Origin of the sequence: Streptomyces sp. TLI_185, assembly GCF_003814765.1 — a bacterium.
Taxonomy (GTDB): domain Bacteria; phylum Actinomycetota; class Actinomycetes; order Streptomycetales; family Streptomycetaceae; genus Streptomyces.
The window spans coordinates 3,129,315-3,154,179 of sequence record NZ_RKRB01000001.1; the positions used below are offsets into that span (position 1 = coordinate 3,129,315).

General features: G+C 71.0%; 24 protein-coding genes. 18 read left to right on the forward strand and 6 right to left on the reverse strand.

The features are described 5' to 3' along the window. Positions 1-16: 16 nt before the first annotated feature. Positions 17-1,810 (forward strand): 2-oxoglutarate dehydrogenase, E2 component, dihydrolipoamide succinyltransferase, encoded by a 1,794-nt coding sequence (gene sucB / locus EDD92_RS14225; protein WP_123964648.1) that lies wholly within the window; start codon positions 17-19, stop codon positions 1,808-1,810. Between the two features lie 52 nt (positions 1,811-1,862). Here sucB and EDD92_RS14230 read toward each other — a convergent pair whose 3' ends face one another. Next, on the reverse strand, positions 1,863-2,579 hold the full coding sequence (locus EDD92_RS14230) for a hypothetical protein (RefSeq protein WP_260326530.1): 717 nt from the start codon (positions 2,577-2,579) through the stop codon (positions 1,863-1,865). 279 nt (positions 2,580-2,858) lie between these two features. On the opposite strand from EDD92_RS14230, the gene EDD92_RS14235 reads away from it, so the two are divergent. The 5 genes from EDD92_RS14235 to EDD92_RS14255 all read left to right on the forward strand — a co-directional run bounded on the left by EDD92_RS14235 (position 2,859) and on the right by EDD92_RS14255 (position 8,863). Next, complete coding sequence (locus EDD92_RS14235; RefSeq protein ID WP_123964649.1) at positions 2,859-3,482, forward strand: GntR family transcriptional regulator; 624 nt, start codon at positions 2,859-2,861, stop codon at positions 3,480-3,482. Positions 3,483-3,765: 283 nt separating this feature from the next. Next, entirely contained in the window at positions 3,766-6,468 is a 2,703-nt protein-coding gene (aceE, locus tag EDD92_RS14240) for a pyruvate dehydrogenase (acetyl-transferring), homodimeric type (RefSeq protein ID WP_123964650.1), read from the forward strand. A 166-nt stretch (positions 6,469-6,634) separates the two neighbouring features. Further along, positions 6,635-7,612, forward strand: coding sequence for a YafY family protein (locus EDD92_RS14245; protein ID WP_123964651.1), 978 nt, complete (start codon positions 6,635-6,637; stop codon positions 7,610-7,612). Between the two features lie 148 nt (positions 7,613-7,760). Further along, positions 7,761-8,279, forward strand: a complete 519-nt coding sequence (locus tag EDD92_RS14250) for a DUF4240 domain-containing protein (RefSeq protein ID WP_185124411.1) — start codon at positions 7,761-7,763, stop codon at positions 8,277-8,279. Between the two features lie 44 nt (positions 8,280-8,323). Further along, positions 8,324-8,863 carry a carboxymuconolactone decarboxylase family protein gene (locus EDD92_RS14255; protein WP_123964653.1) on the forward strand — a complete coding sequence of 180 codons (540 nt, stop codon included), beginning with the start codon at positions 8,324-8,326 and terminating at the stop codon, positions 8,861-8,863. 3 nt (positions 8,864-8,866) lie between these two features. Here EDD92_RS14255 and EDD92_RS14260 read toward each other — a convergent pair whose 3' ends face one another. Continuing rightward, positions 8,867-9,091, reverse strand: coding sequence for a hypothetical protein (locus EDD92_RS14260; RefSeq protein ID WP_123964654.1), 225 nt, complete (start codon positions 9,089-9,091; stop codon positions 8,867-8,869). Between the two features lie 92 nt (positions 9,092-9,183). On the opposite strand from EDD92_RS14260, the gene EDD92_RS14265 reads away from it, so the two are divergent. Further along, a complete protein-coding gene (locus tag EDD92_RS14265; protein WP_123964655.1) occupies positions 9,184-10,320 on the forward strand; it encodes a peptidoglycan bridge formation glycyltransferase FemA/FemB family protein in 1,137 nt (378 codons plus the stop codon). Positions 10,321-10,441: 121 nt separating this feature from the next. On the opposite strand, the gene EDD92_RS14270 is transcribed toward EDD92_RS14265, so the two are convergent. Beyond that, positions 10,442-11,278 carry a peptidoglycan recognition protein gene (locus EDD92_RS14270; protein WP_123964656.1) on the reverse strand — a complete coding sequence of 279 codons (837 nt, stop codon included), beginning with the start codon at positions 11,276-11,278 and terminating at the stop codon, positions 10,442-10,444. Between the two features lie 187 nt (positions 11,279-11,465). On the opposite strand from EDD92_RS14270, the gene EDD92_RS14275 reads away from it, so the two are divergent. Beyond that, positions 11,466-12,650 carry a MarP family serine protease gene (locus EDD92_RS14275; RefSeq protein WP_123964657.1) on the forward strand — a complete coding sequence of 395 codons (1,185 nt, stop codon included), beginning with the start codon at positions 11,466-11,468 and terminating at the stop codon, positions 12,648-12,650. A gap of 6 nt (positions 12,651-12,656) precedes the next feature. Here the strand turns inward: EDD92_RS14275 and EDD92_RS14280 are convergent, their stop codons facing one another. Next, complete coding sequence (locus EDD92_RS14280; RefSeq protein WP_185124014.1) at positions 12,657-13,145, reverse strand: GNAT family N-acetyltransferase; 489 nt, start codon at positions 13,143-13,145, stop codon at positions 12,657-12,659. Positions 13,146-13,183: 38 nt separating this feature from the next. Here EDD92_RS14280 and EDD92_RS14285 point away from each other — a divergent pair, with 38 nt between their 5' ends. Both EDD92_RS14285 and EDD92_RS14290 read left to right on the forward strand, forming a co-directional pair. Beyond that, positions 13,184-14,095, forward strand: coding sequence for a TIGR01777 family oxidoreductase (locus EDD92_RS14285; RefSeq protein WP_123964659.1), 912 nt, complete (start codon positions 13,184-13,186; stop codon positions 14,093-14,095). 181 nt (positions 14,096-14,276) lie between these two features. Further along, positions 14,277-15,626: an NAD(P)/FAD-dependent oxidoreductase gene (locus EDD92_RS14290; protein WP_123964660.1), complete on the forward strand. Its 1,350-nt coding sequence runs from the start codon at positions 14,277-14,279 to the stop codon at positions 15,624-15,626. 118 nt (positions 15,627-15,744) lie between these two features. Here the strand turns inward: EDD92_RS14290 and EDD92_RS14295 are convergent, their stop codons facing one another. Further along, on the reverse strand, positions 15,745-17,181 hold the full coding sequence (locus EDD92_RS14295) for a hypothetical protein (RefSeq protein WP_030932506.1): 1,437 nt from the start codon (positions 17,179-17,181) through the stop codon (positions 15,745-15,747). Between the two features lie 262 nt (positions 17,182-17,443). Between EDD92_RS14295 and lipB the strand changes: the two genes are divergently transcribed. From lipB to EDD92_RS14315, 4 genes are all read left to right on the forward strand, one after another. Beyond that, entirely contained in the window at positions 17,444-18,262 is an 819-nt protein-coding gene (gene lipB / locus EDD92_RS14300) for a lipoyl(octanoyl) transferase LipB (RefSeq protein WP_123964661.1), read from the forward strand. Between the two features lie 128 nt (positions 18,263-18,390). Continuing rightward, a complete protein-coding gene (gene lipA, locus EDD92_RS14305; RefSeq protein WP_123964662.1) occupies positions 18,391-19,356 on the forward strand; it encodes a lipoyl synthase in 966 nt (321 codons plus the stop codon). 279 nt (positions 19,357-19,635) lie between these two features. Continuing rightward, on the forward strand, positions 19,636-19,836 hold the full coding sequence (locus tag EDD92_RS14310) for a hypothetical protein (protein ID WP_123964663.1): 201 nt from the start codon (positions 19,636-19,638) through the stop codon (positions 19,834-19,836). 60 nt (positions 19,837-19,896) lie between these two features. Continuing rightward, on the forward strand, positions 19,897-20,598 hold the full coding sequence (locus EDD92_RS14315) for a DUF4191 domain-containing protein (RefSeq protein WP_123964664.1): 702 nt from the start codon (positions 19,897-19,899) through the stop codon (positions 20,596-20,598). A 155-nt stretch (positions 20,599-20,753) separates the two neighbouring features. Here the strand turns inward: EDD92_RS14315 and EDD92_RS14320 are convergent, their stop codons facing one another. Next, positions 20,754-21,221, reverse strand: coding sequence for an RDD family protein (locus EDD92_RS14320; protein WP_123964665.1), 468 nt, complete (start codon positions 21,219-21,221; stop codon positions 20,754-20,756). A gap of 197 nt (positions 21,222-21,418) precedes the next feature. On the opposite strand from EDD92_RS14320, the gene glnA reads away from it, so the two are divergent. From glnA to EDD92_RS14340, 4 genes are all read left to right on the forward strand, one after another. Continuing rightward, positions 21,419-22,828, forward strand: a complete 1,410-nt coding sequence (gene glnA, locus EDD92_RS14325) for a type I glutamate--ammonia ligase (protein WP_123964666.1) — start codon at positions 21,419-21,421, stop codon at positions 22,826-22,828. A gap of 107 nt (positions 22,829-22,935) precedes the next feature. After that, on the forward strand, positions 22,936-23,199 hold the full coding sequence (locus tag EDD92_RS14330; protein WP_123964667.1) for a hypothetical protein: 264 nt from the start codon (positions 22,936-22,938) through the stop codon (positions 23,197-23,199). A 141-nt stretch (positions 23,200-23,340) separates the two neighbouring features. Next, the gene (gene htpX, locus EDD92_RS14335; protein WP_123964668.1) at positions 23,341-24,258 is read left to right on the forward strand and encodes a zinc metalloprotease HtpX; all 918 of its coding nucleotides are present in this window, start codon (positions 23,341-23,343) and stop codon (positions 24,256-24,258) included. A 1-nt stretch (position 24,259) separates the two neighbouring features. After that, complete coding sequence (locus tag EDD92_RS14340; RefSeq protein WP_123964669.1) at positions 24,260-24,844, forward strand: PspA-associated protein PspAB; 585 nt, start codon at positions 24,260-24,262, stop codon at positions 24,842-24,844. The last annotated feature ends 21 nt before the right edge of the window (positions 24,845-24,865 follow it).

Below are 24,865 nucleotides of genomic sequence, written 5' to 3' on the forward strand. Positions count from 1 at the left end.
AGGAGCAACCGAAACCATGGCGGTTTCCGTAACCCTTCCGGCGCTCGGCGAGAGCGTCACCGAGGGCACTGTCACTCGCTGGCTGAAGGCCGAGGGCGAGCGCGTCGAGGCCGACGAGCCACTGCTCGAGGTCTCGACCGACAAGGTCGACACCGAGATCCCCTCCCCTGCTGCCGGTGTCCTGGCGTCCATCAAGGTCGCCGAGGACGAGACCGTTGAGGTCGGCGCCGAGCTGGCCGTCATCGACGACGGCACGGGCGCACCCGCTGCCGCCCCGGCCCCCGCCGCTGCCGAGGCCCCCGCCCCGGCGCCGGCCGCCCAGCCCTCCACCGAGCAGGCCGCACCCGCCCCTGCTCCCACCCCCGAGGCCGCCGCCGGCGCCGGCTCCGCCGAGGGCACGGACGTCGTCCTGCCCGCGCTCGGCGAGTCCGTCACCGAGGGCACCGTCACCCGCTGGCTGAAGTCGGTCGGCGACTCCGTCGAGGCCGACGAGCCGCTGCTCGAGGTCTCCACGGACAAGGTCGACACCGAGATCCCGGCGCCCACCTCCGGTGTGCTGCTCGAGATCACGGTCGGCGAGGACGAGACCGCCGAGGTCGGCGCCAAGCTCGCCGTCATCGGCGCCCCGGGTGCCGCTCCGGCGGCTGCCCCGGCTCCGGCCGCTCCGGCTCCGGCTCCGGCGCCCGCCGCCGCTGCCCCGGCTCCGGCCCCGGCCGCCCCGGTGGCTCCGCCGGCCCCCGCCCCGGCCCCTGCCGCTCCGGCTCCCGCGCCCGCCCCGGTCGCCGCTGCTCCGGCCCCGGCCGCTCCGGCGCCCGCGCCGGCCGCTCCGGCTCCGGTGACCCCGGCTGCGCCCGCGCCCGCCGCGGCTGCCACCGACGAGGGTGCCTACGTCACCCCGCTGGTGCGCAAGCTCGCCGCCGAGAACGGCGTCGACCTGGCCGGCGTCAAGGGCACCGGCGTCGGCGGCCGTATCCGCAAGCAGGACGTCATCGCCGCCGCCGAGGCCGCGAAGGCCGCCGCCGCTGCTCCGGCCCCCGCTGCCGCCGCCGCTCCGGCCGCCAAGAAGGCCCCGAGCCTGGAGGCCTCGCCGCTGCGTGGCCAGACCGTCAAGATGCCGCGCATCCGCAAGGTCATCGGCGACAACATGGTCAAGGCGCTGCACGAGCAGGCCCAGCTGTCCTCGGTCGTCGAGGTCGACGTCACGCGTCTGATGAAGCTGCGCGCCCGGGCCAAGGACGCGTTCGCGGCCCGCGAGGGCGTCAAGCTCTCCCCGATGCCGTTCTTCGTCAAGGCCGCGGCCCAGGCGCTGAAGGCGCACGCGCCCATCAACGCCAAGATCAACGAGGCCGAGGGCACGATCACCTACTTCGACACCGAGAACATCGGTATCGCGGTGGACTCCGAGAAGGGCCTGATGACCCCGGTCATCAAGCACGCCGGTGACCTCAACATCGCCGGTATCGCCAAGGCCACGGCCGACCTGGCCGGCAAGGTCCGCGCGAACAAGATCACGCCCGACGAGCTGTCCGGCGCGACCTTCACCATCTCCAACACCGGTTCGCGCGGTGCGCTCTTCGACACGATCATCGTGCCGCCGGGCCAGGTCGCGATCCTCGGCATCGGTGCCACGGTCAAGCGTCCGGCCGTCATCGAGACCGAGGAGGGCACGGTCATCGGCGTCCGCGACATGACCTACCTGACCCTCTCCTACGACCACCGTCTGGTGGACGGCGCCGACGCGGCCCGTTACCTGACCGCGGTCAAGGCGATCCTGGAGGCGGGCGAGTTCGAGGTCGAGCTCGGCCTGTAAGGCTCGTAAGGCGCGCCCCCGTCCGGACTCTCCGGACGGGGGCGTCGCCGTTCTACCGGGGCGTCAGCGTGTGATCGCTCCAGTCCCACAGGGTCTCGACCCACACGTTGGGGACGTCCAGATGCGGTGCGTACGTCAGATGCCGCGTCCGGTAGGCGTGCAGGACGTCGTAGGTGGCGTCGAGGCAGTCCCGGGAGGTGAGTTCACCGGTCCTGCGGTCGAAGCCGACGAGGAAGCCGCGGCTCTCGACGGTCCGGATCATCGCCCAGGCGCTGTTCACGTCACTGGTCGAGGAGGAGACGCAGCGGTAACGGCTGTACGGATGGCTGGACTTGCCGGGGTAGTGGGCGTCCCGGGACATCTCGCTGAGCATGCGGGCGTACGTCCCCTTCGCGTGCCAGGCGCCGATGTAGCCGCCGGGCGGGGTGTAGAGCTTGTTGGTGGGGTTCTCCACGGCGCCGTAGACCCACTGGTCGGTGCCCGTGGCCCGGAAGCCCCAGCCGACGTGCCCGAACTTCTGTGCCCCGTCGGGCTTGACGAAGACGCAGGCCCCGCCGGGTCCGGCGGGTTGCTTCGCGGACGCGAGCGAACCCGCCATGCCCTGGAGCTCCGTGCCGCTGCTCCCGGACGGCTCGCCGGCCGGCGCCCTGGTGGGCGCGTCCGATGCCGCCGTGGGCATCTGCCGGCACCCCGTCACGCCGATGACCGCGGCCGCGGCCGCCGCCGCGACGATCCATCCGAGCCTGCTGCGCCGTTCCCCTGTGTTCATGCCGTCCCCCTGATGGTGCGGGGGCGCCCCGCTCGGATGCCCCTTGCCCACCGCCACGGCATCGGCGGCCCGGGGGTTCTGCCGGTGACACGGTGGTGACGACTCCGGGTCCGGCCCGGTACGGGTCTTTACAGCAGCGACGCTCTGTACGGCGTGTAAGTCTCGTCTCACCTGCACGAAAGCGCCCCCGTGCGCCCCTCTCGAAGGCGCCCGCGGCCTTATTGTCTAAACGTCAAACGCCCCAGGGGCCGATGGGCGGCCCCTCCCTAAGGAGCCCTCATGACCGCGCCCGTCGTCCACTCGCTGCGCGAGCAGATCCGCGAGCACATCGTGGAGGGGATCGTCAGCGGGCGCTGGAAGCCGGGCGAGCGGATCGTGGAGCGCCGTATCGCGACCGAGCTGGAGGTCAGCCAGACGCCGGTGCGGGAGGCGCTGCGCGAGCTGGAGTCGCTGCGGCTGATCGAGTCGGCGCCGAACAAGGGCGTACGGGTACGGAACCTGACGGCGGCCGACCTGGAGGAGAGCTACCCGGTGCGGGCCGGCCTGGAGGCGATCGCGGCGGAGCTGGCCGCGGAGAAGCTGGCACAGGACTGCTCGGCCCTGGAACCGCACGTCGTCGCCCTCTACGACGCGGACCGCAACGCCGACGGCACGGGCCAGGTGCGGCACACGGTCGCCTTCCACCGTGAACTGGTGCGCGCCGCGGGCAACTCCGTGCTGCTGCACACCTGGGAGGGCCTGGGCATCGAGGTGTTCACGGCACTGTCGATCCGCTGGCTGGGGACGGTGCAGCAGTCGTACGCGGAGGAGCACGAGGAGCTCGTCCAGGCCTTCCGGAGGCGTGACCCGAGGATCGCGGAACTGGTGAAGGCGCATGTGCTGGGGTGCGCGCCGCGGGCGTGACACAGCCGAGCATCACTGCGCTCACCTGCAGAAATCCCCGAAATTCGCGGCACCGGGTGCCCGTCCGAAAGGCACCCCGTGCCTACTTTCTCGTAATCGAGAAGTTTTGCCTGCAACCCTTTGATCGATCATCGATCAGGGAGTTAGAGTCACCGGCGGGCCCGCGGCGGTAGCCGCAAAGTGTCACAGCACCAGGGCCCTCGCCCTGTCCTGCCAAAGACCAAGGGCACCCCCGAACCCTTAACCGATGAGGGAACCCCCTTCGACTGAGGAAGGCGGCGACATGACCGACCCCAACGCCATCCAGCCGAGCGAGCTCGACCAGCTCCCCGACCGGGACCCCGAGGAGACCGCCGAATGGCAGGCCTCTCTGGACGCGGTCGCCAAGGCGGCGGGCCCGCACCGTGCCGCGTATCTGATGCGCCGCACGCTGGAGCGCGCGGAGGGCAACGGCATCGCGCTGCCCAAGCTCCTCGAGACCGACTACGTCAACACCATCCCCACCGCCGCCGAGCCGGGTGTGCCCGGTGACGAGGAGATGGAGTCCCGGATCACCGCGTGGAACCGCTGGAACGCGGCCGCGATGGTGTCCCGGGGCAGCAAACACGGCGTCGGCGGCCACATCGCCACCTTCGCCTCCGCGGCCTGGCTGTACGAGACCGGCTTCAACCACTTCTTCAAGGGCAAGGAGGCCGACGGCTCGGGCGACCAGCTCTACATCCAGGGCCACGCCTCCCCCGGCATCTACGCCCGCGCCTTCCTCGACGGCCGTCTGACCGAGGCACACCTCGACAACTTCCGCCAGGAGGCCGGTGGCAACGGCCTGCCGTCGTACCCGCACCCGCGGCGCCTGCCCTGGCTCTGGGAGTTCCCGACCGTCTCCATGGGCCTCGGCCCGCTGTCGGCGATCTACCAGGCCCGCTTCAACCGCTATCTGACGGCACGCGGCATCAAGGACGTCTCCTCGTCCCACGTGTGGGCGTTCCTCGGCGACGGCGAGATGGACGAGCCCGAGTCGACGGCTGCACTCGCACTCGCCAGCCGCGAGGGCCTGGACAACCTCACCTTCGTCATCAACTGCAACCTGCAGCGCCTCGACGGCCCGGTCCGCGCGAACTTCAAGATCGTGCAGGAGCTGGAGGCCCAGTTCCGCGGTGCGGGCTGGAACGTCGTGAAGACCCTCTGGGGTACGGCGTGGGACGAGCTGTTCGCGCTCGACACGACCGGCGCGCTCGTACGCCGGCTCCGCGAGGTACCGGACGCCCAGGTGCAGACGTACCAGACGCGCGACGCGGCCTACATCCGCGAGGACTTCTTCGGCAAGGACCCGGAGCTCGTCGAGATGGCGAAGCTGCTGAGCGACGACAAGATCCTCGAGTGCTTCCACCTCTCGCGCGGTGGCCACGAGGCCCGCAAGGTCTACGCCGCCTACAAGGCCGCGCTCGACCACAAGGGCGCCCCGACCGTCATCCTGGCCCAGACCGTCAAGGGCTTCACGCTCGGTGAGGGCTTCGCGTCGAAGAACGCCAACCACCAGATGAAGAAGCTGACGGTGGACGAGTTCAAGAAGATGCGTGATCTTCTCGAACTCCCCATCTCGGACAGCCAGTTCGTCGACGGCCAGGTGCCCTACGGCCACCCGGGCGCCGACTCCCCCGAGGTCCGTTACCTCCAGGAGCGCCGCGCCGCCCTCGGCGGCCCGGCCCCGGCCCGCCGTGCGCACGCGCTCGCACCCCTCCCCTCCCCCGCCGAGAAGGCCTTCGCCTCCTTCGACAAGGGCTCCGGCACGCAGAACGTGGCCACCACCATGGCCTTCGTCCGCCTGATCAAGGACCTGGTCCGCGACAAGGAGACCGGCAAGCGCTGGGTGCCGATCGTCCCCGACGAGGCGCGCACCTTCGGCATGGAGTCGCTCTTCCCGTCCCTCGGGATCTACTCCCCCAAGGGCCAGACGTACGAGCCGGTCGACCGCGACCAGCTGATGTACTACAAGGAGGCCAAGAACGGCCAGATCCTCAACGAGGGGATCACCGAGGCCGGTTCGATGGCCGACTTCATCGCCGCGTCCACCGCGTACTCCACGCACGGCGAAGCGATGATCCCGTTCTACATCTTCTACTCGATGTTCGGCTGGCAGCGCACGGCCGACCAGATGTGGCAGCTCGGCGACCAGCTCGGCCGCGGCTTCCTGGTCGGCGCGACGGCGGGCCGTACGACGCTGACGGGCGAGGGCCTGCAGCACGCGGACGGCCACTCCCCGGTGATCGCCGCGACCAACCCGGCTGCGCTGACGTACGACCCGGCATTCGCGTACGAGGTGGCGACGATCGTCAAGGACGGTCTGCGCCGGATGTACGGCGAGGCGGCGCCGGGCGAGGACCCGAACGTCTTCTACTACCTCACCGTCTACAACGAGCCGCTGCCGCAGCCCGCGAAGCCGGCCGGGCTCGGCATCGACGAGGGCATCGTCAAGGGCCTGTACCGCTTCAACACGGCGGAGTCGGCGGGGCTTTCGCCGGTGGCCAACGCGCCGCGCATCCAGCTGCTGGGTTCCGGTACGGCGATCCACTGGGTGCTCGAGGCGCAGAAGCTGCTCGCGGAGGAGTGGGGCATCGCGGCCGACGTCTGGTCGGCGACCTCCTGGACGGAGCTGCGCCGCGACGCGCTGGAGGCCGACGCGGCCCTCCTGCGCGGCGAGGAGCGCGTCCCGTACGTCCGCCAGGCGCTGCACGGCGCCGAGGGCCCGGTGCTGGCCGTCTCCGACTACATGCGGCAGGTCCCGGACCAGATCGCACAGTGGGTGGACCAGGACTACTCCTCGCTCGGCGCCGACGGCTTCGGCCTCTCGGACACCCGCGAGGCGGCCCGCCGCCACTTCGGCGTCGACGCCCAGTCGATCGTCGTGGCGGCCCTGGCCCAGCTGGCCCGCCGCGGCGAGGTCAAGGCGACGGCCGTGAAGGAGGCCCGGGAGCAGTACGGGTTGTAATTCGGCCGCGGGCCCGATGTGGCTTGTCGCGCAGTTCCCCGCGCCCTGTCTTTTAGGGGCGCGGGGTCGTATCGATAGGCGGCTCCGCCGCGTGGGCGCGACAAGCCCCCACTCACCCGCAGACAAACACGTACCGACCCGCGGAGCGCAACGCATCATGGTGGGCATGCGTGCCGCCCGCCTCATCAAAATGGTGCTGCTCCTGCAGTCCCGGCCCTCCATGACCGCCGCCGAGCTGGCGCGGGAGCTCGAGGTGTCCGAGCGGACCGTCACCCGGGATGCGCAGGCGCTGTCGGAGGCCGGGGTTCCGGTGTACGCGGACCGGGGCCGGGCCGGCGGGTACCGGCTCATCGGCGGCTATCGCACCCGGCTGACCGGGCTCGCGCGCAGTGAGGCCGAGGCGCTGTTCCTGTCCGGTGTGCCGGGGGCGCTGCGGGAGATGGGGCTGGAGGACGCGGCCTCGGCGGCCCGGCTGAAGGTGTCGGCGGCCCTGCTCCCCTCCCTTCGCGACGCCTCCAGGACCGCCGCGCAGCGCTTCCACCTGGACGCACCGAACTGGTTCACGGAGTCGAAGGCACCCGAGCTGCTGCCCGCCGTGGCCGACGCGGTGTGGGACGACCGCCGGATCACCGCGCGCTACCGGAGCCGGGAGGCCGAGGTGGAGCGGGAGCTGGAGCCGTACGGCCTCGTGCTCAAGGCGGGCGTCTGGTACGTGTGTGCGCGGGTGGCGGAGGGCCACGGGCCGTTCCGCGTCTACCGGATCGACCGGTTCACGGCGGTGGCTGCCTCCGAGGAGCGTTTCGTACGCGACGAGGAGTTCGACCTTCCCGGCTTCTGGGAGGAACAGGCCGAGCAGTTCGCGCGGTCGATCCTGCGGGCCGAGGTCGTCGTGCGGCTGTCGGCGGCCGGGGCGCGGAGACTGCCGTACGCCGTCGATCCCGCCTCCGCCCGGGAGGCGCTGGCGGCCGCGGACCCCCCGGACGAGGGCGGTTGGCTGACGGTGACGCTCCCCGTGGAGTCCGAGGAGGTCGCCCATGGGCAGCTCGCGGGGCTCGGTCCGGAGGTGGAGGTACTCGCGCCGGACAGCCTGCGGGCCCGCTTCGCCGACGATGCGGTACGGCTGGGCCGGCTGTACGGGGCGTAATGCTCAGGTTCGCCACTCGATGTCCGCGTCGTCCGCCTCAACTGACCTGCTTTTCTGCTGGGGGTCCGGGGGCGGTCCCCGGAATAATGCAGTAATCCGCCGCACTCCACGTGCGCCCCACCCGCCCAGGGCCGATGCTGGACCCGTGATGGAAGAGTCGGAGTTCTGGGAGCTGGTGGACGCCGCCCGCGAGGCCGCCGAGGGCGACCCCGAGGAGCAGGCGGACCTGCTGGTGGAGCGGCTTCTGGAGCTCGATCCGGAGACGGTCCTGGACTTCGCCCGTCACTTCGAGTCCCGCTACAACCGGGCCTACAGCTGGGATCTGTGGGGTGCCGCCTGGGTGCTGCTCGACGGGGCGAGCGACGATGCGTTCGACTTCTTCCGGTGCTGGCTGATCGGGCAGGGGCGCGAGGTGTACGAGGGGGCCGTGCACAACCCCGACTCGCTCGCCGACCTCCTGGACGACTTCGACGAGGAGATCGACGGGGACGGGGAGGAGCTGGGTTACACGGCGGACGAGGCCTACGAGCAGCTCACCGGGACCGTCGCCCCCGACCTGGGCATCCCGGCCGCGCCCTCCGAGCCGGAGGGCACACCGCTGGACTTCGAGAACGAGCGGGTGCTGGCGGAGCGCTACCCCAAGCTGTGGGAGCGATTCCGGGAGTGACGTTTCACCGGTTCGGCAGAACCACCGGTTCGATGAGGGGGACCATGGCTCGAATCCCGTACCCGGAGCGGCCGTCCGACGCCGTCGCCCGGCTGCCCGTGCCGCTCAACGCCTTCCGCATGCTCGCGCACTCCCCGCCGCTGACGGGCCCGACGATCGAACTGGGCCTGGCCGTGCTGCGCGAGTCGACGCTTTCGGTCCGGTTGCGCGAGCTGGTCGTGATGACGGTCGCGACCGCCACGCAGTGCGCGTACGAGTCCGCCCAGCACCACCCGATCGCGCTGAACGCGGGGGTGACGCCCGAGCAGCTGACAGCGATCGCCGAACGGCGGGCCGACGGGCGGGAGTTCGACGGGCCGGAGTCGGCGGCGGTGACTGCGGCCTTCGAGTTGGTGTCCCGGCACACCCTGTCCGAGACCACGCTGGAGGCTCTCCGCGCCTGCTTCACGAACCGGCAGGTGGTCGAGATCGTCACCACGACCGGCTACTACGTCATGCTGGCGGGCCTCATGAACGGGCTCGGAGTGGATGTCGACCCGTCCGGGGAGCAGTTCCTGGGGCTGGTGGGCGGCGACCCGGGCTGAGGGTCAGGCCGTCCGGCGCCGGGTCTGGTCCGAGGGGATGTACGCCTGCGTCCGGTCGGCCCTCACCGCGTGGTGCAGCGGGGCGGCGTTGGCCTGGTCGAGCGCCGACGCGGTGACGGCGGCCGGGCCCAGGACGACGGCCACGGCCGCGCAGAGCGCCGCCCAGGGGCCGTGGGTGGTCCGGGCTCGGCCCTCGGTCTTGTGCGTGGTGTTGTTGTGACTGTTCACTTCTTCCCCACCTCCAGTCAGTGCGTGTGCATGACGATAGGGAGAGCGCCTCGGGAGGATCCGTGAGGCGGCTGAGAGAAACCTGTGAGGCCATGACCAGCCCGTACGTAAGGGAGATCACGCGCGAGGAACACCTTGCCCATCTGCGGCAGAACCCCGACGCGAGCCACCTCCAGATCCCCGAGTGGGGCGATGTGAAGCCCGACTGGCAGGCGGAGAGCGTCGCTTGGTTCGAGGGCAGGACGATGGCCGCCGCGGCCCTCGTGCTGTACCGGCCGCTGCCCGGCACCCGGCGCTGCCTCGCCTATCTCCCCGACGGGCCCGCGATCGACTGGCACAACCCGCGTCTGGAACGCCTGCTGGACCCGCTCGTCGCCCATGTCGAGGAGCGGGGGGCGTTCTCGCTCCGGATCGGACCGCCCCTTGTCGTACGCCACTGGGAGGCGGCCGGTGTCGCGGCGGGCATCGCGGACCCCGACGTACGCCATCTGCACGATCTGCCGGCGGACGGCCTCGACGGGTACGCGCTGGATGTGGCGGAGCGGCTGGGGCGGCTCGGGTGGCGGCGGTGCGAGGAGGACGAGGGCAGCGGCTTCGGGCTGGGTCAGCCGCGCTACGGCTGCCACATACCGCTCGCGGGACGCTCGGTGGACGAGCTGCGCGTGGCGCTGGCACCGCACTGGGAACGGGGCCTGCGAACGTCCGAGTTGGCGGGCGTACGCGTCGGCTGGGCTGGGGCCGCCGATCTGCCCGAGTTCCACCGTCTGTACACGGCGACCGCCGCCCGCGACGGCTTCAAGGCCCGCCCGCTCGACTACTTCCGGCGCATGTGGAAGGCACTGAACGCCGAGGACGACGACCGGCTGCGGCTGTATCTCGCCGAGTACGACGGCGAGGTGCTCTCCGCGGCGCTCATGATCAACGTCGGCTCGCGCGCCTGGCACTCCTACGCCGCGTCCGGCCGCCGGGGGCGTGAACTGCGGCCCAGCAGCGCGCTGTTGTGGCGGATGCTGTGCGACGCGCGGGCGGCGGGGGCCGAGACGTACGACCTGCGCTCCGTCACCCCTGTCCTGAGCGAGGACCGGATGCTGAACCGGCTCCGTTTCAAGACGGGCGCGGGCGGCCGGGCGGTGGAGTACCTCGGGGAGTGGAAACTGCCGGTGGGCAACCAGGGCAAGGTGCTGCAGCGGGCGCTGGGGGCGTATCTCGGGCGCAGGGCGCTCCGCTAGAAGTGCGGCGATGGGTCGTCGTTCGTCTGCGGCTCCGTCGTGGCTGGTCGCGCCCGCGCGGCGGAGCCGCATATGTCACAGCCTCGCGCCCCTAAAAAGCCGCTTCAGGCGGCCCTTGTCGTCAGGAGCGGGTCCGGCCCTGCAGCCGTGCCGCCAGTTGTCTGATTTCGGGGAGGTGGGCGATGAGGGCCAGGCCGGGGCAGCTTGTCATGTAGGCGTCCTTGTGGGCGGCGAGGGCGGGGAGGGCGGCGGTGGTGCCGGACCGGTAGCGGCTGAGGCTGTTGCTCGAGACCAGGCGCACCTCGGCGCGCGGGTCGATGTCGGCGGGCCCCAGTTTCCAGGCGGCGAGCGTGGCTATCGCATCCGTCATGGCCTGCGGCACGGTGACGCCCGCGGTGAAGGTGCCGAGGGCGGCGATGCCGGTCGTGCGGTGGTTGAAGCCCTGGGTGTGGGCGCCGGTGACGGGGCGGTCGACGCCGCCCGCGCGGCCCTCGTAGATGGTGCCGCAGCGGTCGACGAGGAAGTTGTAGCCGATGTCGTCCCACTGGCGGGTGCCGGTCTGGCCCGCGTAGAGGTAGCGGATGATGCGGGGTGCGTCGGCGCAGTCGTAGCCGTTCGGCGAGTCGGTGTGGTGGACGAAGACCGCGACGACCTTGTCGTCGTAGCGCGGGGGCGGCTGGGCGTGCCGTGCAAGGGGGTCCAGCCAGGCCGACCGGGGCACGATGTGCGGTCTGGCCGCGGTGTGCGGCGCGGCGGGGCGGGCCGCGACGGGCGGCCGGGGCTTCGCGCCCGGGTGGTGTGCGATGCCGTCGGCGCACAGGACCAGTCCGAGGGCTGCGGCCAGTCCGGGCAGACAGGCGAGCAGCACGCCCGGGGCACGGCGCTGTGTCGATGTACGGCTCCGCCGCGCGGGCGCGGCGCGTGCGTGCCGTGGTCCTCGCGATCTTCGGACGCGCATGTGCCCACTCTCGGCCGGATCCGCTCCGTCCGCGATGTGTGCTGTGCCACCCGGTGGAACCATCGTCCTGGTCCGGGGCGTTTTTCCTCATGCACGCACGCGTGGCCGGATCGGGGCTCCACGCGCGCGTGTCTGATCACTGGGCCCGTCCCGCGCGTACTAAGAGGTCTGAGAGAAAGGCGGCTCTGTGGACCTGCTCGACATCCTGCTGTTGCTGGTGGTCGTGGCCTACGCGGCATCGGGCTACCGGCGCGGACTGGTGGCCGGCTGTGTCTCGCTCGCCGGGTTCGTCGGCGGCGCGGTGCTCGGCGTGTGGATCCTGCCGTGGATGATGGACCTGGTGACAGCGGGCACGACCCGGGCGACCGTGACCGCGGTGCTGACCGTGCTGCTCCCGGCCGTGGTGGGGCACGAGCTGGCGGGGCGGCTCGCGCTCAGGCTGCGCCGGGAGCTGGACCGGGGGCCGCTCAGGGTGGCCGACGGGGTGGGCGGGGCCGCGGCCAACTCGGTCGCCGTGCTGATCGTGGCCTGGGTCGCCGCGAGCGTCCTGGGCGCTTCCTCGTCGCCGCTGCTCACGACCGCGATCCGGGACTCGGCGCTGCTCGGTGCCGTGCAGGACGCCATGCCGGACACCACCCCCACCTGGTTCTCCCGGGCCACCTCGGCGCTCACTCAGGCGGGCTTCCCGCAGGTGTTCAACCCGTTCGAGAACGAGTCGACGGCCGAGGTCGCCAAGCCCACCGGCGACAGCGTCACGGCGAGCGCCACCGACGCGGCCAAGCGCAGCACGGTGAAGATCGAGGGCGTCTCCGGCACCCAGGGGCGCGAGGGCAGCGGGTTCGTGTACGCGCGCGACCATGTGATGACCAACGCGCACGTGGTGGCAGGCATCGACGACCCGAGCGTGCGGATCGGCGGGGTGGGGCGGTCGTACGAGGCACGGGTGGTGCTCTTCGACCCCGACAAGGACGTGGCGGTTCTGTATGTGCCCGGGCTGGGCGCGCCGGTCCTGAAGTTCGACGACGGCGCCGCGCGCGGCGACTCCGCCGTCGTGGCCGGCTATCCGCAGGACGGCGACCTCGACCTCCAGGCGGCGACGGTCGCCAACCGGGTGCGGGCAACCGGCCAGAACATCTACAGCGACGCCACGGTGACCCGCGAGATCTACTCGATCCGCTCGACCGTCCGCCCCGGCAACTCCGGCGGGCCGCTGCTGACGACCGACGGCCGCGTCTACGGCGTGGTCTTCGCCCGCTCGACGTCCGACAACGAGACGGGATATGTCCTGACGGCGGCGGAGGTGGCCTCCGACGCCGAGCGCGCGGCGAACGCGACGGCGTCGGTGGACACGGGCGACCTGGTCACGTCCTGACCCGGGTCACAGACTGCACCCCATGAGCACGTCGTCGACGTACTCGCCCTCCAGCAGGAACTCTCCGGGCAGGATCCCCTCGACGACGAACCCCTCGGCCTCGTAGAGCTTGCGGGCCGGGGTGTTGTGGCCGAGGACGCGCAGCGTGAGCCGGCGCGCGCCCTGACGGCGGGCCTCCTGGCGCACCGCCCGCAGCAGTGCCCGCCCGACGCCGGCGCCCCGCGCGTGCTCGGCGACGACGAGCCCCTGGATCTGCCGGACGTGGGCGTTGCAGACGAGCGGGGTCGGATGGGCCAGCCGGATGTAACCGACGACCTCCCCGTCGGACTCTGCGACCAGATGGTCCCGGGGCCCGAACCGCTCGTTGTAGAAGGGCTCGTACGGCGGTTGGGGGCGCGGCTGCACGGAGTGCAGGGGGGACCAGGTGACACGGTCGAGGCGCCCCAGCGTCTCCTCGTCGTCGAGGGTTGCGTGGCGTATGAACGGAACCGGCATGACGGCCACCTTATGAGTCCCCCGAGCAGAATGGGCCCATGGAACGTTCCCGAATCGCGGTGGCCGGTGCCTCCGGGCTCATCGGTGGCGCCCTGGTGCGGTCCCTGACCGCCGACGGGCACGAGGTGGTGCGGCTGGTGCGCCGGGCGCCCCGGGCGAAGGACGAGGTCCGCTGGGACCCGGAGGGCGGGCGGGTGGATGCGGCCGTTCTCGCCGGGTGCGACGTCGTGGTCAACTTCGCGGGCGCCGGCGTGGGCGACCGCCGCTGGACGGACGCGTACAAGACGCAGATCCGGCGCAGCCGGGTGCTCGGCACCGCGGCGCTGGCCGGGGCGATCGCCGCACTGGACGAGAAGCCGCGGGTGTTCGTGAACGGCAGCGCGATGGGCTACTACGGCGAGACCGGCGACCGGGCGGTCGACGAGAGCGCTCCGCCCGGGACCGGGTTCCTGCCGGAGCTGTGCGTGGAGTGGGAGGGCGCCGCGGCCCCCGCACAGGAGGCGGGCGTACGGACCGTGTTCACCCGGACGGGGCTGGTGGTGGCCCGCGGCGGTGGCGCCTGGGGGCGGCTGTTCCCGCTGTTCAGGGCGGGCCTCGGGGGCCGCATGGGCGACGGCCGTCAGTACTGGTCGTACATTGCGCTGCACGACGAGGTGGCCGCGATCCGCCATCTCATCGACACCGACGGCCTGTCCGGGCCGTTCAACCTCACCGCCCCGACCCCGCTGACGAACCGTGAGATCACCGCGGCGATGGGGCGCGTGCTGCACCGGCCGACGCTGTTCGCCGTTCCCGCGCCCGTCCTGCGGACCGTGCTCGGCGAGATGGCCGGGGATGTGCTGGGCAGCGCGCGGGTGCTGCCCCGGCGGCTGCTGAAGTCCGGCTTCACGTTCGCGTTCCCGGACATCGAAGGGGCGTTGAAGGCCGCGCTTGCCCAGGCGCAGGGCTGAGGCGCTCCGGAGGCGCAACAACGAAGGCGCGACCGTATGCGACCGCCGTGCGACCGTGCTCTGTTCATGCGCGACTGTTCTTGACCGATCACGGCCCTAACCTCGACCCGAACTCGGGTATCCCTGGAGCCAGTTGGGGGCATGACGTCTCCACCGGCCGCGCAACCTCGAGGAGGGGCACGTGCTTGAGCCCGCTTACCAGGCGGACGTCGTGATCGTGGGAGCCGGGGTTGCCGGACTCTCCGCGGCGCATCGGCTGACCAGCGCAGGAGTGACGACCGCGGTCCTGGAGGCCGCCCCTTGCGTGGGGGGCCGCATGTCGACGGAGAAGGTCGACGGGTTCCGGCTAGACCGGATCGGCCAGCTGCTGTCCACGGCGTATCCCGAGCTGCGGCTGACCCCCGGGCTGGACGCGCTCGCGCTGCGCCCGTTCGCGCCCGGCGTCCTGTTGCACAGCGACGGACGCCACCATCGCGCGGGCGCCCCGGCGGCCGCGGGGGGCGCATGGGGCGCACTCCATGCAGTACGCGCCCTGGCGAGCGCCCCCACCAAGAGCGTCCCCAGGACCACCGCCCCGCTCGGCACCGCCGTGGACCAGGCCCGCCTCGGCACCGCCCTGGCCCGGCTCGCCACGATCCCCATCGAACGCCTGCTGTCCCGCCCAGAGTTGCCTGCCGCTGAGGCCCTCAGGGCCCGCGGTGTCCCCGCCCGCACGATCGACAGCTTCCTGCGCCCGCTGCTGGCCGCCCTGCTCTGCGACCCGGAACTGACCACGTCCAGCCGGTGCGCCGACCTCGCCCTGCGCGCCTTCGCCTGCGGACGCCTGTGCCTGCCGGAGGGTGGCGCCGAGATGCTCCCGGAGCTGCTCGCACGAGCGCTGCCGCCGGGCACGGTCCACACGGGCGTCCGCGTCACCTCGGTCTCGACCAGCGCGGTCACGACCGCCGAACACGGCGAGATTCGCTGCCGCGCCGTACTCCTCGCGACCGACGCACGCGCCGCAGCCGACCTGCTCCCCGGCCTACGCGTACCGGACTTCCACCCCCTGACGGTCCTTCACCACACCACGGACGAGCCCCCGACCACGGGTGCCTCCCTCCTCCTGGACGCCGACCGCGGCGGCCCGGTCGCCCACACGGCGGTCGTCAGCGCAGTGGACCCCAGCCGGGCCCCCGCAGGCCGCGCCCTCATCTCCTCCACGGTCCTCGGCCCACCCCCACCGGAACTGGACACCGCCGTACGCATGCACCTCTCCCGCCTCTACGGCACCTCAACCACCCGCTGGGAAACCCTCACCGTCCACCACACCCCCGAGGCGGTCCCGGCGATGCGCCCACCGCACGACCTGCGGCGCCCGGTAAGGCTGTTGGCGGGCCTTTACGTATGCGGCGACCACCGCGACACGAGCACGGTCCAGGGCGCCCTGCACTCCGCCCACAGGGCCTCGACAGCCATCCTTACGGACCTGGGAGCAGCGGGCTCGATGCACAGGGCAGACCCGCCCAGCAGCACGGTCAAACAGGCGGCGTGAGCAACCGCGCCCCCAAAGGGGCGCGGGGCTGTGTCGATTTGCGGCTCCGCCGCGTGGGCGCGATCAACCACGGCGAGCCCGCACCACAACACGCAACATGCGGAGTTACGGCGAATAGTTACCCCAGTGCCGCGACCTTGTCGCGATACCCCCGCACAGGCGCAGCATCCTTATAGGGCTCCAACCGCCGCTCAAACTCCCGCACATACTCAACCGCCCGCACCGACCGCATCTCAGCCGCAGCCCCCGCCGCCTCCGCCCCCAACGCACACGCCTGATCAAGCTCTCCCAGGCCCAGGCGGGCGGAGGCAAGAACAACCCGGCAGAACAGCCGACTACGGGCATACGCAGGCGCACGCAACTGCAGCGACCGCTCCGCATGCTGCGCCGCCGCACGGAACTGCTGCAGGTCCCGATGCGCGTGCCCGAACTCGTCCGCAAGCTGCGCCTCGTCGAAGAACCGCGCCCAGTAGGGCACTTCGTCACCGGATCGTGCGGCCTCCAGGGCCCGTTCCGCCCGCACCAGCGAGGCCGTGCAGTTGCGCACCTCCCCGAGCACCCCGTGCCCGCGTGCCTCGGCCGAGTGCAGCAGCGCCTGCACCACCGGCGGGGCGTTGGTCCCGACGCCCTGCTGGGCGACTCGCGCCAGCTGCACGGCCTCCCGCCCGTGGCCGAGGTAGACGGCCTGCCGGCTCATGGTGACGAGCACGTACGAGCCGTACGCCCGGTCCCCCGCGGCCTGGGAGAGCCGCAGCGCCTGCACGAAGTACCGCTGCGCGAGCCCGTGCGCGGCGATGTCGTACGAAGTCCAGCCGGCGAGCCGGGTCAGGTCGGCGGCCGCGCCGAACAGCCGGCGGCCCGTCTGCTCGCCGTAGGTGCCGCGCAGCATCGGCTCGCACTCGTGCTCCAGGTAGCGCACGAGGGCCTGGCGGGCGTGGCCGCCGCCGTACTTGTCGTCGAGGGTGCGGAACAGCTCGCCGACCGAGCGGAGGGCGGCGATGTCGCCGGAGGTGACCTTCTGACCGGGACCGCGTTCGGCCTGGCCGCGCTGGCGGGGCACCACCGGGCGGCCCTGGGCGGGGACCCGCGCGGACTGTTCACCGCGGGCGACCTTGTCGTCGGCGCGGCCGATCAGCCAGTCCCGGCTGGGCACGACCAGACCGGCCGGCGTGAAGGCGATCTTGCGGAGCTCGGCGTGCGAACCGGAGTCCTTGCGCCACAGGCCGCCGACGATGTCGACGGCCTCCTCGGGGGCCGCGGCGAACTCGAGGCCGGCGTACACCGGCGCACAGGCGTCGAGGCCGAGGTCCTGGGCGGTGAGGCGGCGGCCGAGGCGGCGGGTGAAGACCTCGGCGATCAGCGCGGGAGTGGTGCCACGGGGCTGCTGCCCGCGCAGCCAGCGGGTCACCGACGTCTTGTCGTATCTGAGATCAAGCCCGTGTTCGAGGCCGAGCTGGTCGACTCGGCGGGCGAGACCCGCGTTGGAGAACCCGGCTTCTGCGATGAGCGCGGCGAGCTGGCGGTTGGGAGTGCGCTGCGCGGGTCGTTCCGTCATCTGCGGTGCGGTCTCCTGCCTTTCGGGCCTCCAGGGACCGCTGCCGGTCCTCTGTGCCCGGATTGCCTGTGAGCAGCCCTTATGGCCTCTGTGAACGGCGCGAATGTAGCGGAGAGTGAGCAGGCGGTTGCACACTTCGCTACTCGTTCATCCGATCGTGTGAGGATTGGCCGCGGGGCTGACGTAAGACGGTCGGTCGTACAGTGGCGTAGGCATGTTTCGTGCCTTACGACCTTCTAAGCCTTCTAGGGAGGCGCTTGCCGTGAGTGAGCTGCGGTTCGTCCGCATGGGATTCGGTGCCGAGGCCGTCGAGTACCAGACGGCGTGGGACGAGCAGCGCCGGGTGCACGCGGCGCGGTTCGCGGACGAGATCCCCGACACCGTGCTGCTGCTGGAACACCCGCCGGTCTACACGGCGGGCCGGCGCACGGCGGACAGCGAACGCCCCCTGGACGGCACCCCCGTCGTCGACGTGGACCGCGGCGGCAAGATCACCTGGCACGGTCCGGGCCAGCTGGTGGGCTACCCCATCCAGAAGCTGCCGCGCCCGGTGGACGTGGTGGCCCATGTACGGCGCCTGGAGGAGGCCCTGATCCGCACCTGCACGGAGTTCGGGGTGGAGACCACGCGGGTCGAAGGCCGCAGCGGGGTGTGGGTCCTCGGCGACCCGGTCGAGGAGCGTCCCTCGCTCGGCGGGCTGTCCCTCGACTTCGACCCCCGTCTGCACGACGAGGAGTTCGACCCGCGGATGAACGGCCCGGAGTACGCCCCGTCCAACGCCGGACAGCGCCGCGAGGACCGCAAGATCGCGGCGATCGGCATCCGTGTGGCCAAGGGCGTCACGATGCACGGTTTCGCGCTCAACGTGAACCCGGACAACCGGTGGTTCGACCGCATCATCCCGTGCGGCATCCGCGACGCGGGCGTCGCCTCCCTGGCCGCCGAGCTGGGCCGCGACGTGACGATCGCGGAAGTCCTGCCGGTCGTGGAGCGGCACTTGACGGACGTACTGGAGAACGCGGACCTGAAGCCACGGCTCGTCGAGAAGTCGCCGGCACAAGTCAGCCCGTCCGCCGTCTGAGGACGAGGCCCTTCAGGCCGAAGCGGGGTCCGGGGCGGCAGCCCCAGGGGCCAGGACTGACGCCGGGCATTCAAATCAACGGGCGTACCCTTGAGGTCGCCGAAGAATCAATCGCTAGGGAGCCGGTCGTGTCCGCAGTCGCACCCGACGGACGCAAGATGCTGCGCCTGGAGGTCCGCAACAGCCAGACCCCCATCGAGCGCAAGCCCGAGTGGATCAAGACCCGGGCGAAAATGGGCCCCGAGTACACCAAGATGCAGAACCTCGTGAAGAGCGAGGGCCTGCACACGGTCTGCCAGGAAGCCGGCTGCCCGAACATCTACGAGTGCTGGGAGGACCGCGAGGCGACCTTCCTCATCGGCGGCGACCAGTGCACCCGGCGCTGCGACTTCTGCCAGATCGACACGGGCAAGCCCGAGGCGCTCGACCGTGACGAGCCGCGCAGGGTCGGCGAGTCCGTGGTCACGATGGACCTGAACTACGCCACCATCACCGGCGTCGCCCGCGACGACCTGGAGGACGGCGGCGCCTGGCTGTACGCCGAGACGGTCCGCCAGATCCACCAGCAGACCGCCGAGCGCGAGGCCGGGCGGACGAAGGTGGAGCTGCTCGCCCCGGACTTCAACGCCGTGCCGGAGCAGCTCGAGGAGGTCTTCTCCTCCCGCCCCGAGGTCTTCGCGCACAACGTCGAGACCGTGCCCCGGATCTTCAAGCGCATCCGCCCCGGCTTCCGCTACGAGCGCTCGCTGAAGGTCATCACGGCCGCCCGCGACTACGGGCTCGTCACCAAGTCGAACCTCATCCTCGGCATGGGCGAGACCCGCGAGGAGGTCAGCGACGCGCTGCGGCAGCTGCACGAGGCCGGCTGCGAGCTGGTCACCATCACGCAGTACCTGCGCCCGTCCGTGCGCCACCACCCCGTCGAGCGCTGGGTCAAGCCGCACGAGTTCGTGGAACTGAAGGAGGAGGCCGAGCAGATCGGCTTCTCCGGCGTGATGTCCGGCCCGCTGGTCCGGTCGTCCTACCGGGCCGGCCGGCTGTACCAGATGGCCATCGAGAAGCGGGGTTCCTACGTCGCTTCGCAGGCCGTCTGACGGTCGCACGAACCACCGCCTGATGGCACGGAGTGCCACCACTTCGTGTGAAACTGCGCACAAGAAGCTACCCGCCGGTAACGGCCCATTCGACGCGGTCCTGACCGTCCTCGCAGATGAGGGCGCCGTCAGGGCCGCGTCAGCGTTTTGGCCCGTCACATCAAGGCTTCATTGGTGTTTGACCGGTCGGTCACGCCCTGGTAACACCAATCAGTAACGCTGGACTCACACCACGTACACCCACACCGAGTGCCCGTATCCCGAGGGGGGACCTCCACCATGCAGGCCGCGCCGGTTCGCGCCACCGCAATCCCGTCGTTCACCACTGCACTGCGTGCAGTCGAGTCGCTGCTCATGAGCAGCGGTCAGCGCACGGCCCGCCGCAACGCCTGGACCTCCGTCCTGGAGGACCGCCGCCGCGCCAAGGACCGGGTCGAAGCCCAGCGCGTCATGGAGCAGACCCTCGTCGTCCGCCCCTGAATCCCACCCTCCGGACACTGCCGTCATACGGCGCTCCCGGGGCCACGTAGACTTCGTGGCATGGCGAGGAAGGAACCTGCAGCGGACGCTGCGAACCCCGGGCGACTGAAGCAGATCGCTCTGACCTACAAGATGACCCGCAAGGCCGACAAGAAGATCGGTCTTGTACTCGCGGCTGTCGGCATCGGCATCTTCGGTGTTTTCCTCGCGATCGGTTTCTTGATCGGTCACCCCATCTATCTCGGCATCCTGGGCCTGCTGCTCGCCTTCCTCGGAACGGCGATCGTGTTCGGGCGCCGGGCCGAGCGGGCGGCCTTCGGGCAGATGGAGGGCCAGCCGGGCGCAGCCGCGGCGGTGCTCGACAACATCGGCCGAGGCTGGACGACGACGCCCGCAGTGGCCATGAACCGCAGCCAGGACGTGGTGCACCGGGCCGTCGGCAAGGCCGGCATCGTCCTGGTCGCCGAGGGCAACCCGAACCGGGTGAAGAGCCTGCTGGCCGCCGAGAAGAAGAAGATGAACCGCATCGTCGCGGACGTACCGGTGCACGACGTCATCGTCGGCACGGGCGACGGCCAGGTCCCGCTGAAGAAGGTGCGGACCACGATGCTCAAGCTGCCGCGCGTCCTCACCGGCCCGCAGGTGACGGCCACCAACGACCGACTGCGCGCCATGGGCGACCTGATGAGCAACATGCCCCTGCCGAAGGGCCCGATGCCCAAGGGCATGAAGCTGCCCAAGGGCGGGCCGAAGGCCCGCTGATTTCGCTGGTACGACGATGGGGGCGCCCGACCTGATCGGGCGCCCCCATCGGGTTTTGAAGGGGCGCGGGGCTGTATCGATGTGCGGCTCCGCCGCGTGGGCGCGACCAGCCACGACGATGCCGCAGACGATGAACGGCGCACCCCACGGAGCGCCTAGCTGCGCACCTCGACCGTGCGCGCCAGCCGGTCGTGCAGCCCCCTGCCGTCGCGGTCCCAGATCAGGGCCGGGATGGCGATGCACAGCAGGGCCGTGCGGAGGGTGGCGCGCAGGGGGCTGGGGCGGCCGGTGTCCAGGGCGACCACGCGGAGGCCGAAGAGGCGCTTACCGGGGGTGACACCGATCGTGCCGACGGTCAGGACGCCGAGCAGGAAGAAGACGAGCAGGGCCCAGTTGCCGGTCGCCTGGTCGTAGCCGTGCGTGATCAGACCGTATGCGATCAAGAGGCACAGGCCCCAGTCGACGAAGAGGGCCGCGAACCGGCGGCCCGGGCGGGCGATCGAGCCGGGCCCCTCCTCCGGCAGACCGAGCTGCTCGCCGCGGTATCCGAAGTCGACACCGGCTTTCTCTGCGGCCGCGCGGGGGCCCGAGAGCCAAGAGCCGATTGCATCCCTGTTGTCCACGCGTCCACCGTACTGCGCCCGTTTCGCGATACGGACAGGTGGGGTACACCGGACTGGGTCCGGTTAACTTGTGCGAAACAAATGGGTCACGCCCGAGAAATCACCCGTCCCTAGGGTCGGGGACAGCGTGTGCCACCGCACTGGCCGCACGAACGAACTACCACCCCGGCAGGACGGTCGGGAGTAGGAGGAGCTGGATGTTCCAGAACGCCGACGAGGCCAAGAAGTTCATCGCGGACGAGGACGTCAAGTTCGTCGACGTCCGCTTCTGCGACCTGCCGGGTGTGATGCAGCACTTCACGATTCCGGCGGAGGCCTTCGACCCGGCCGAGGAGCTGGCCTTCGACGGCTCCTCGATCCGCGGCTTCCAGGCCATCCACGAGTCCGACATGGCGCTCCGCGCCGACCTGTCCACCGCGCGCGTCGACCCCTTCCGCCGCGACAAGACGGTCAACATCAACTTCTTCATCCACGACCCGATCACGGGCGAGCAGTACTCCCGTGACCCGCGCAACGTGGCGAAGAAGGCGGAGGCCTACCTGGCGTCCACCGGTATCGCCGACACCGCGTACTTCGGCCCCGAGGCCGAGTTCTACGTGTTCGACAGCGTGCGCTTCCAGACCTCCGCGAACGAGGCCTTCTACCACATCGACTCCGAGGCCGGCGCCTGGAACACCGGTGCCCTCGAGGACAACCGTGGTTACAAGGTCCGCTACAAGGGCGGCTACTTCCCGACCCCGCCGGTCGACCACTTCGCCGACCTGCGTGCCGAGATCTCCCTGGAGCTGGCCAACTCCGGCATCCAGGTCGAGCGCCAGCACCACGAGGTGGGCACCGCCGGCCAGGCCGAGATCAACTACAAGTTCAACACGCTGCTCGCCGCGGCCGACGACCTCCAGCTCTTCAAGTACATCGTGAAGAACGTCGCCTGGCGCAACGGCAAGACCGCGACCTTCATGCCGAAGCCGATCTTCGGTGACAACGGCTCGGGCATGCACGTCCACCAGTCGCTGTGGTCGGGCGGCGCCCCGCTGTTCTACGACGAGGCCGGCTACGCGGGCCTGTCGGACACCGCCCGCTACTACATCGGCGGCATCCTCAAGCACGCCCCGTCGCTGCTGGCCTTCACCAACCCGACGGTGAACTCCTACCACCGTCTGGTGCCGGGCTTCGAGGCCCCGGTCAACCTGGTGTACTCGCAGCGCAACCGCTCCGCGGCCATGCGTATCCCGATCACGGGCTCCAACCCGAAGGCCAAGCGCGTCGAGTTCCGTGCGCCCGACTCCTCCGGCAACCCGTACCTGGCGTTCTCCGCGCTGCTGCTCGCGGGCCTGGACGGCATCAAGAACAAGATCGAGCCGGCCGAGCCGATCGACAAGGACCTCTACGAGCTGGCTCCCGAGGAGCACGCGGGCGTCGCGCAGGTCCCGACCTCGCTCCCCGCCGTCCTCGACCGCCTCGAGAGCGACCACGAATTCCTGCTCGCCGGTGACGTCTTCACGTCCGACCTGATCGAGACGTGGATCGACTACAAGCGCGCGAACGAGATCGCTCCGCTGCAGCTGCGTCCGCACCCGCACGAGTTCGAGCTGTACTTCGACGTGTGATCGACGCCTGTCCCAGGCACAGCGCCCGCGCCCCCGTTGTCGTACCGACAGCGGGGGCGCGGGCGTATGTTCTATTCTGCCGGTGACACGACACGGGGGTGGGCAGGATGCCGGAGCGCGAACACGGCGACCAGGAGCGCGAGTTCGACCTGAGGTGGGCGGACGACGCGGAGCACAAGGAGCCCTCGGCGCGGGCTCGGATGCTGGCCGCGCGGTGGAAGGAGAACCCTCCGGAGCCGCAGCCGTTCCGTGCGGATCCCGAGCCGGTGGCGCCGCGCCGGTCCTCGTGGGTGTCGACGGCCATCGTGCTGGGCAGCGTCGCCGCGATCATCCTGCTGCTGGGGTACGCGCAGTTCCGGGCGCCGTACTAGGACGGACAGGCTGAGCTGCGGCTCCTCACAGGGACACACAGGGACCTTTTGCAGCTCCTAGGGCCGATCGGAACCACTTCATGGGTCTGGCCGGGTGCACACTGGACAGCGGGACGAGTGCCTGACTGCGGGGTGAGGCAGATGCAGAGCCGCTTCCGGAGCGACCGGCGGTTGACCGTGCGGATGACGGTCACGATGTTCCTGCTCGGGTTGCTGTACGTGGCCTTCGTGGCCGCGTTGATCGTGTTGCTGAAGTCGTGGCTGCTGGTCGTGGTGCTGGTGGGGGCGATGTTCGTCGCCCAGTTCTGGTTCTCCGACCGGATCGCGATGTTCGCCATGCGCGGGCGGGTCGTGGAGCGCGAGGAGTATCCCGAGCTGCACGCGGTGGTCGACCGGCTGTGCGCCATCGCCGACATGCCCAAGCCGGTGGTGGCCGTCTCCGAGATGGACATGCCGAACGCGTTCGCGACCGGGCGCAATCCCGACCATGCGGTGGTGTGTGTGACGACCGGGCTGCTGCGGCGGCTGGAGCCCGCGGAGCTGGAGGGCGTGCTCGCACACGAGCTGTCGCACGTGGCGCACAAGGATGTCGCCGTGATCACCATCGCGTCGTTCCTCGGCGTGATCGCGGGCCTGATCGTACGGTTCGCCTTCTACTCGCAGCTGTTCGGCGGCGGGCGCCGGGACCAGAACACCGCTGCCGTCTTCGCCGCCGTGATGGGCGTGTCGGCGGCCGTGTACGCGATCAGCTTCCTGCTGATCAGGGCACTGTCGAGGTACCGGGAGCTGGCCGCGGACCGGGCGGCGGCGCTGCTCACCGGGCGGCCCTCGGCGCTGGCCTCCGCGCTGACCAAGGTCTCCGGCGACATCGCGCGGATCCCGACCAAGGATCTGCGTACTGCGCAGGCCTTCAACGCCTTCTACTTCACCCCCGCCACCGGCAAGGAGCCCGGCATCGAGCGGTTCTTCTCCACCCACCCGAGCCTGGAGCAGCGGCTCGACCAACTGGGGCGGATCTCCGCCGAGTTGGGTGAGGCGGCAACACCCGGAAAGGGGTGACATGGGGCTCCTGGACATCCTGCTCGGCCGGACGAAACCGGTCCTGCCCGATCTCGACCAGCTCTTCGCGCTGCCATCTGCGGCCGTGACCCTCGAGGCCGCGGCCGGTTTCACACCGACCGGCACGGGTGCGGTGTGCTTCGCGACGGTCGAGGGCGGGGCCTTCGAGCAGACGCACCGGGAGGTCCAGGCCCTGCTGGACGCGGACGCCGACCGGGACGGTCCGCCGGTGGAGCTCAGCCAGGACGAGTACGGCTACTCCTGGCTGGTCTCCCGCCGCTCCCCCGGCGGGCTGTCCGAGCTGGTCAACGATCTGCACGCGGTGAACAGCTCGATGGAGGTCAACGGCTTCGGGCCGCAACTGCTGTGCTCCCTGGCCGGTTTCCAGGGCGAGGGCGGCCGGCGGATCGCGCTGGTCTATCTCTACAAGCGCGGCACGTTCTACCCGTTCGCGCCGCTGCCCGGCGGTGGGCAGCGGCGCGACAACGCGCTGGAACTGCAGGTGAAGGCGGCGCTCGCCGACGACCTGCGGATGGAGCAGGACCTGAGCCGCTGGTTCCCGGTGTGGGGCGCGCCGGGACTGTGACCGGCGCCTACCAGCGGTTCA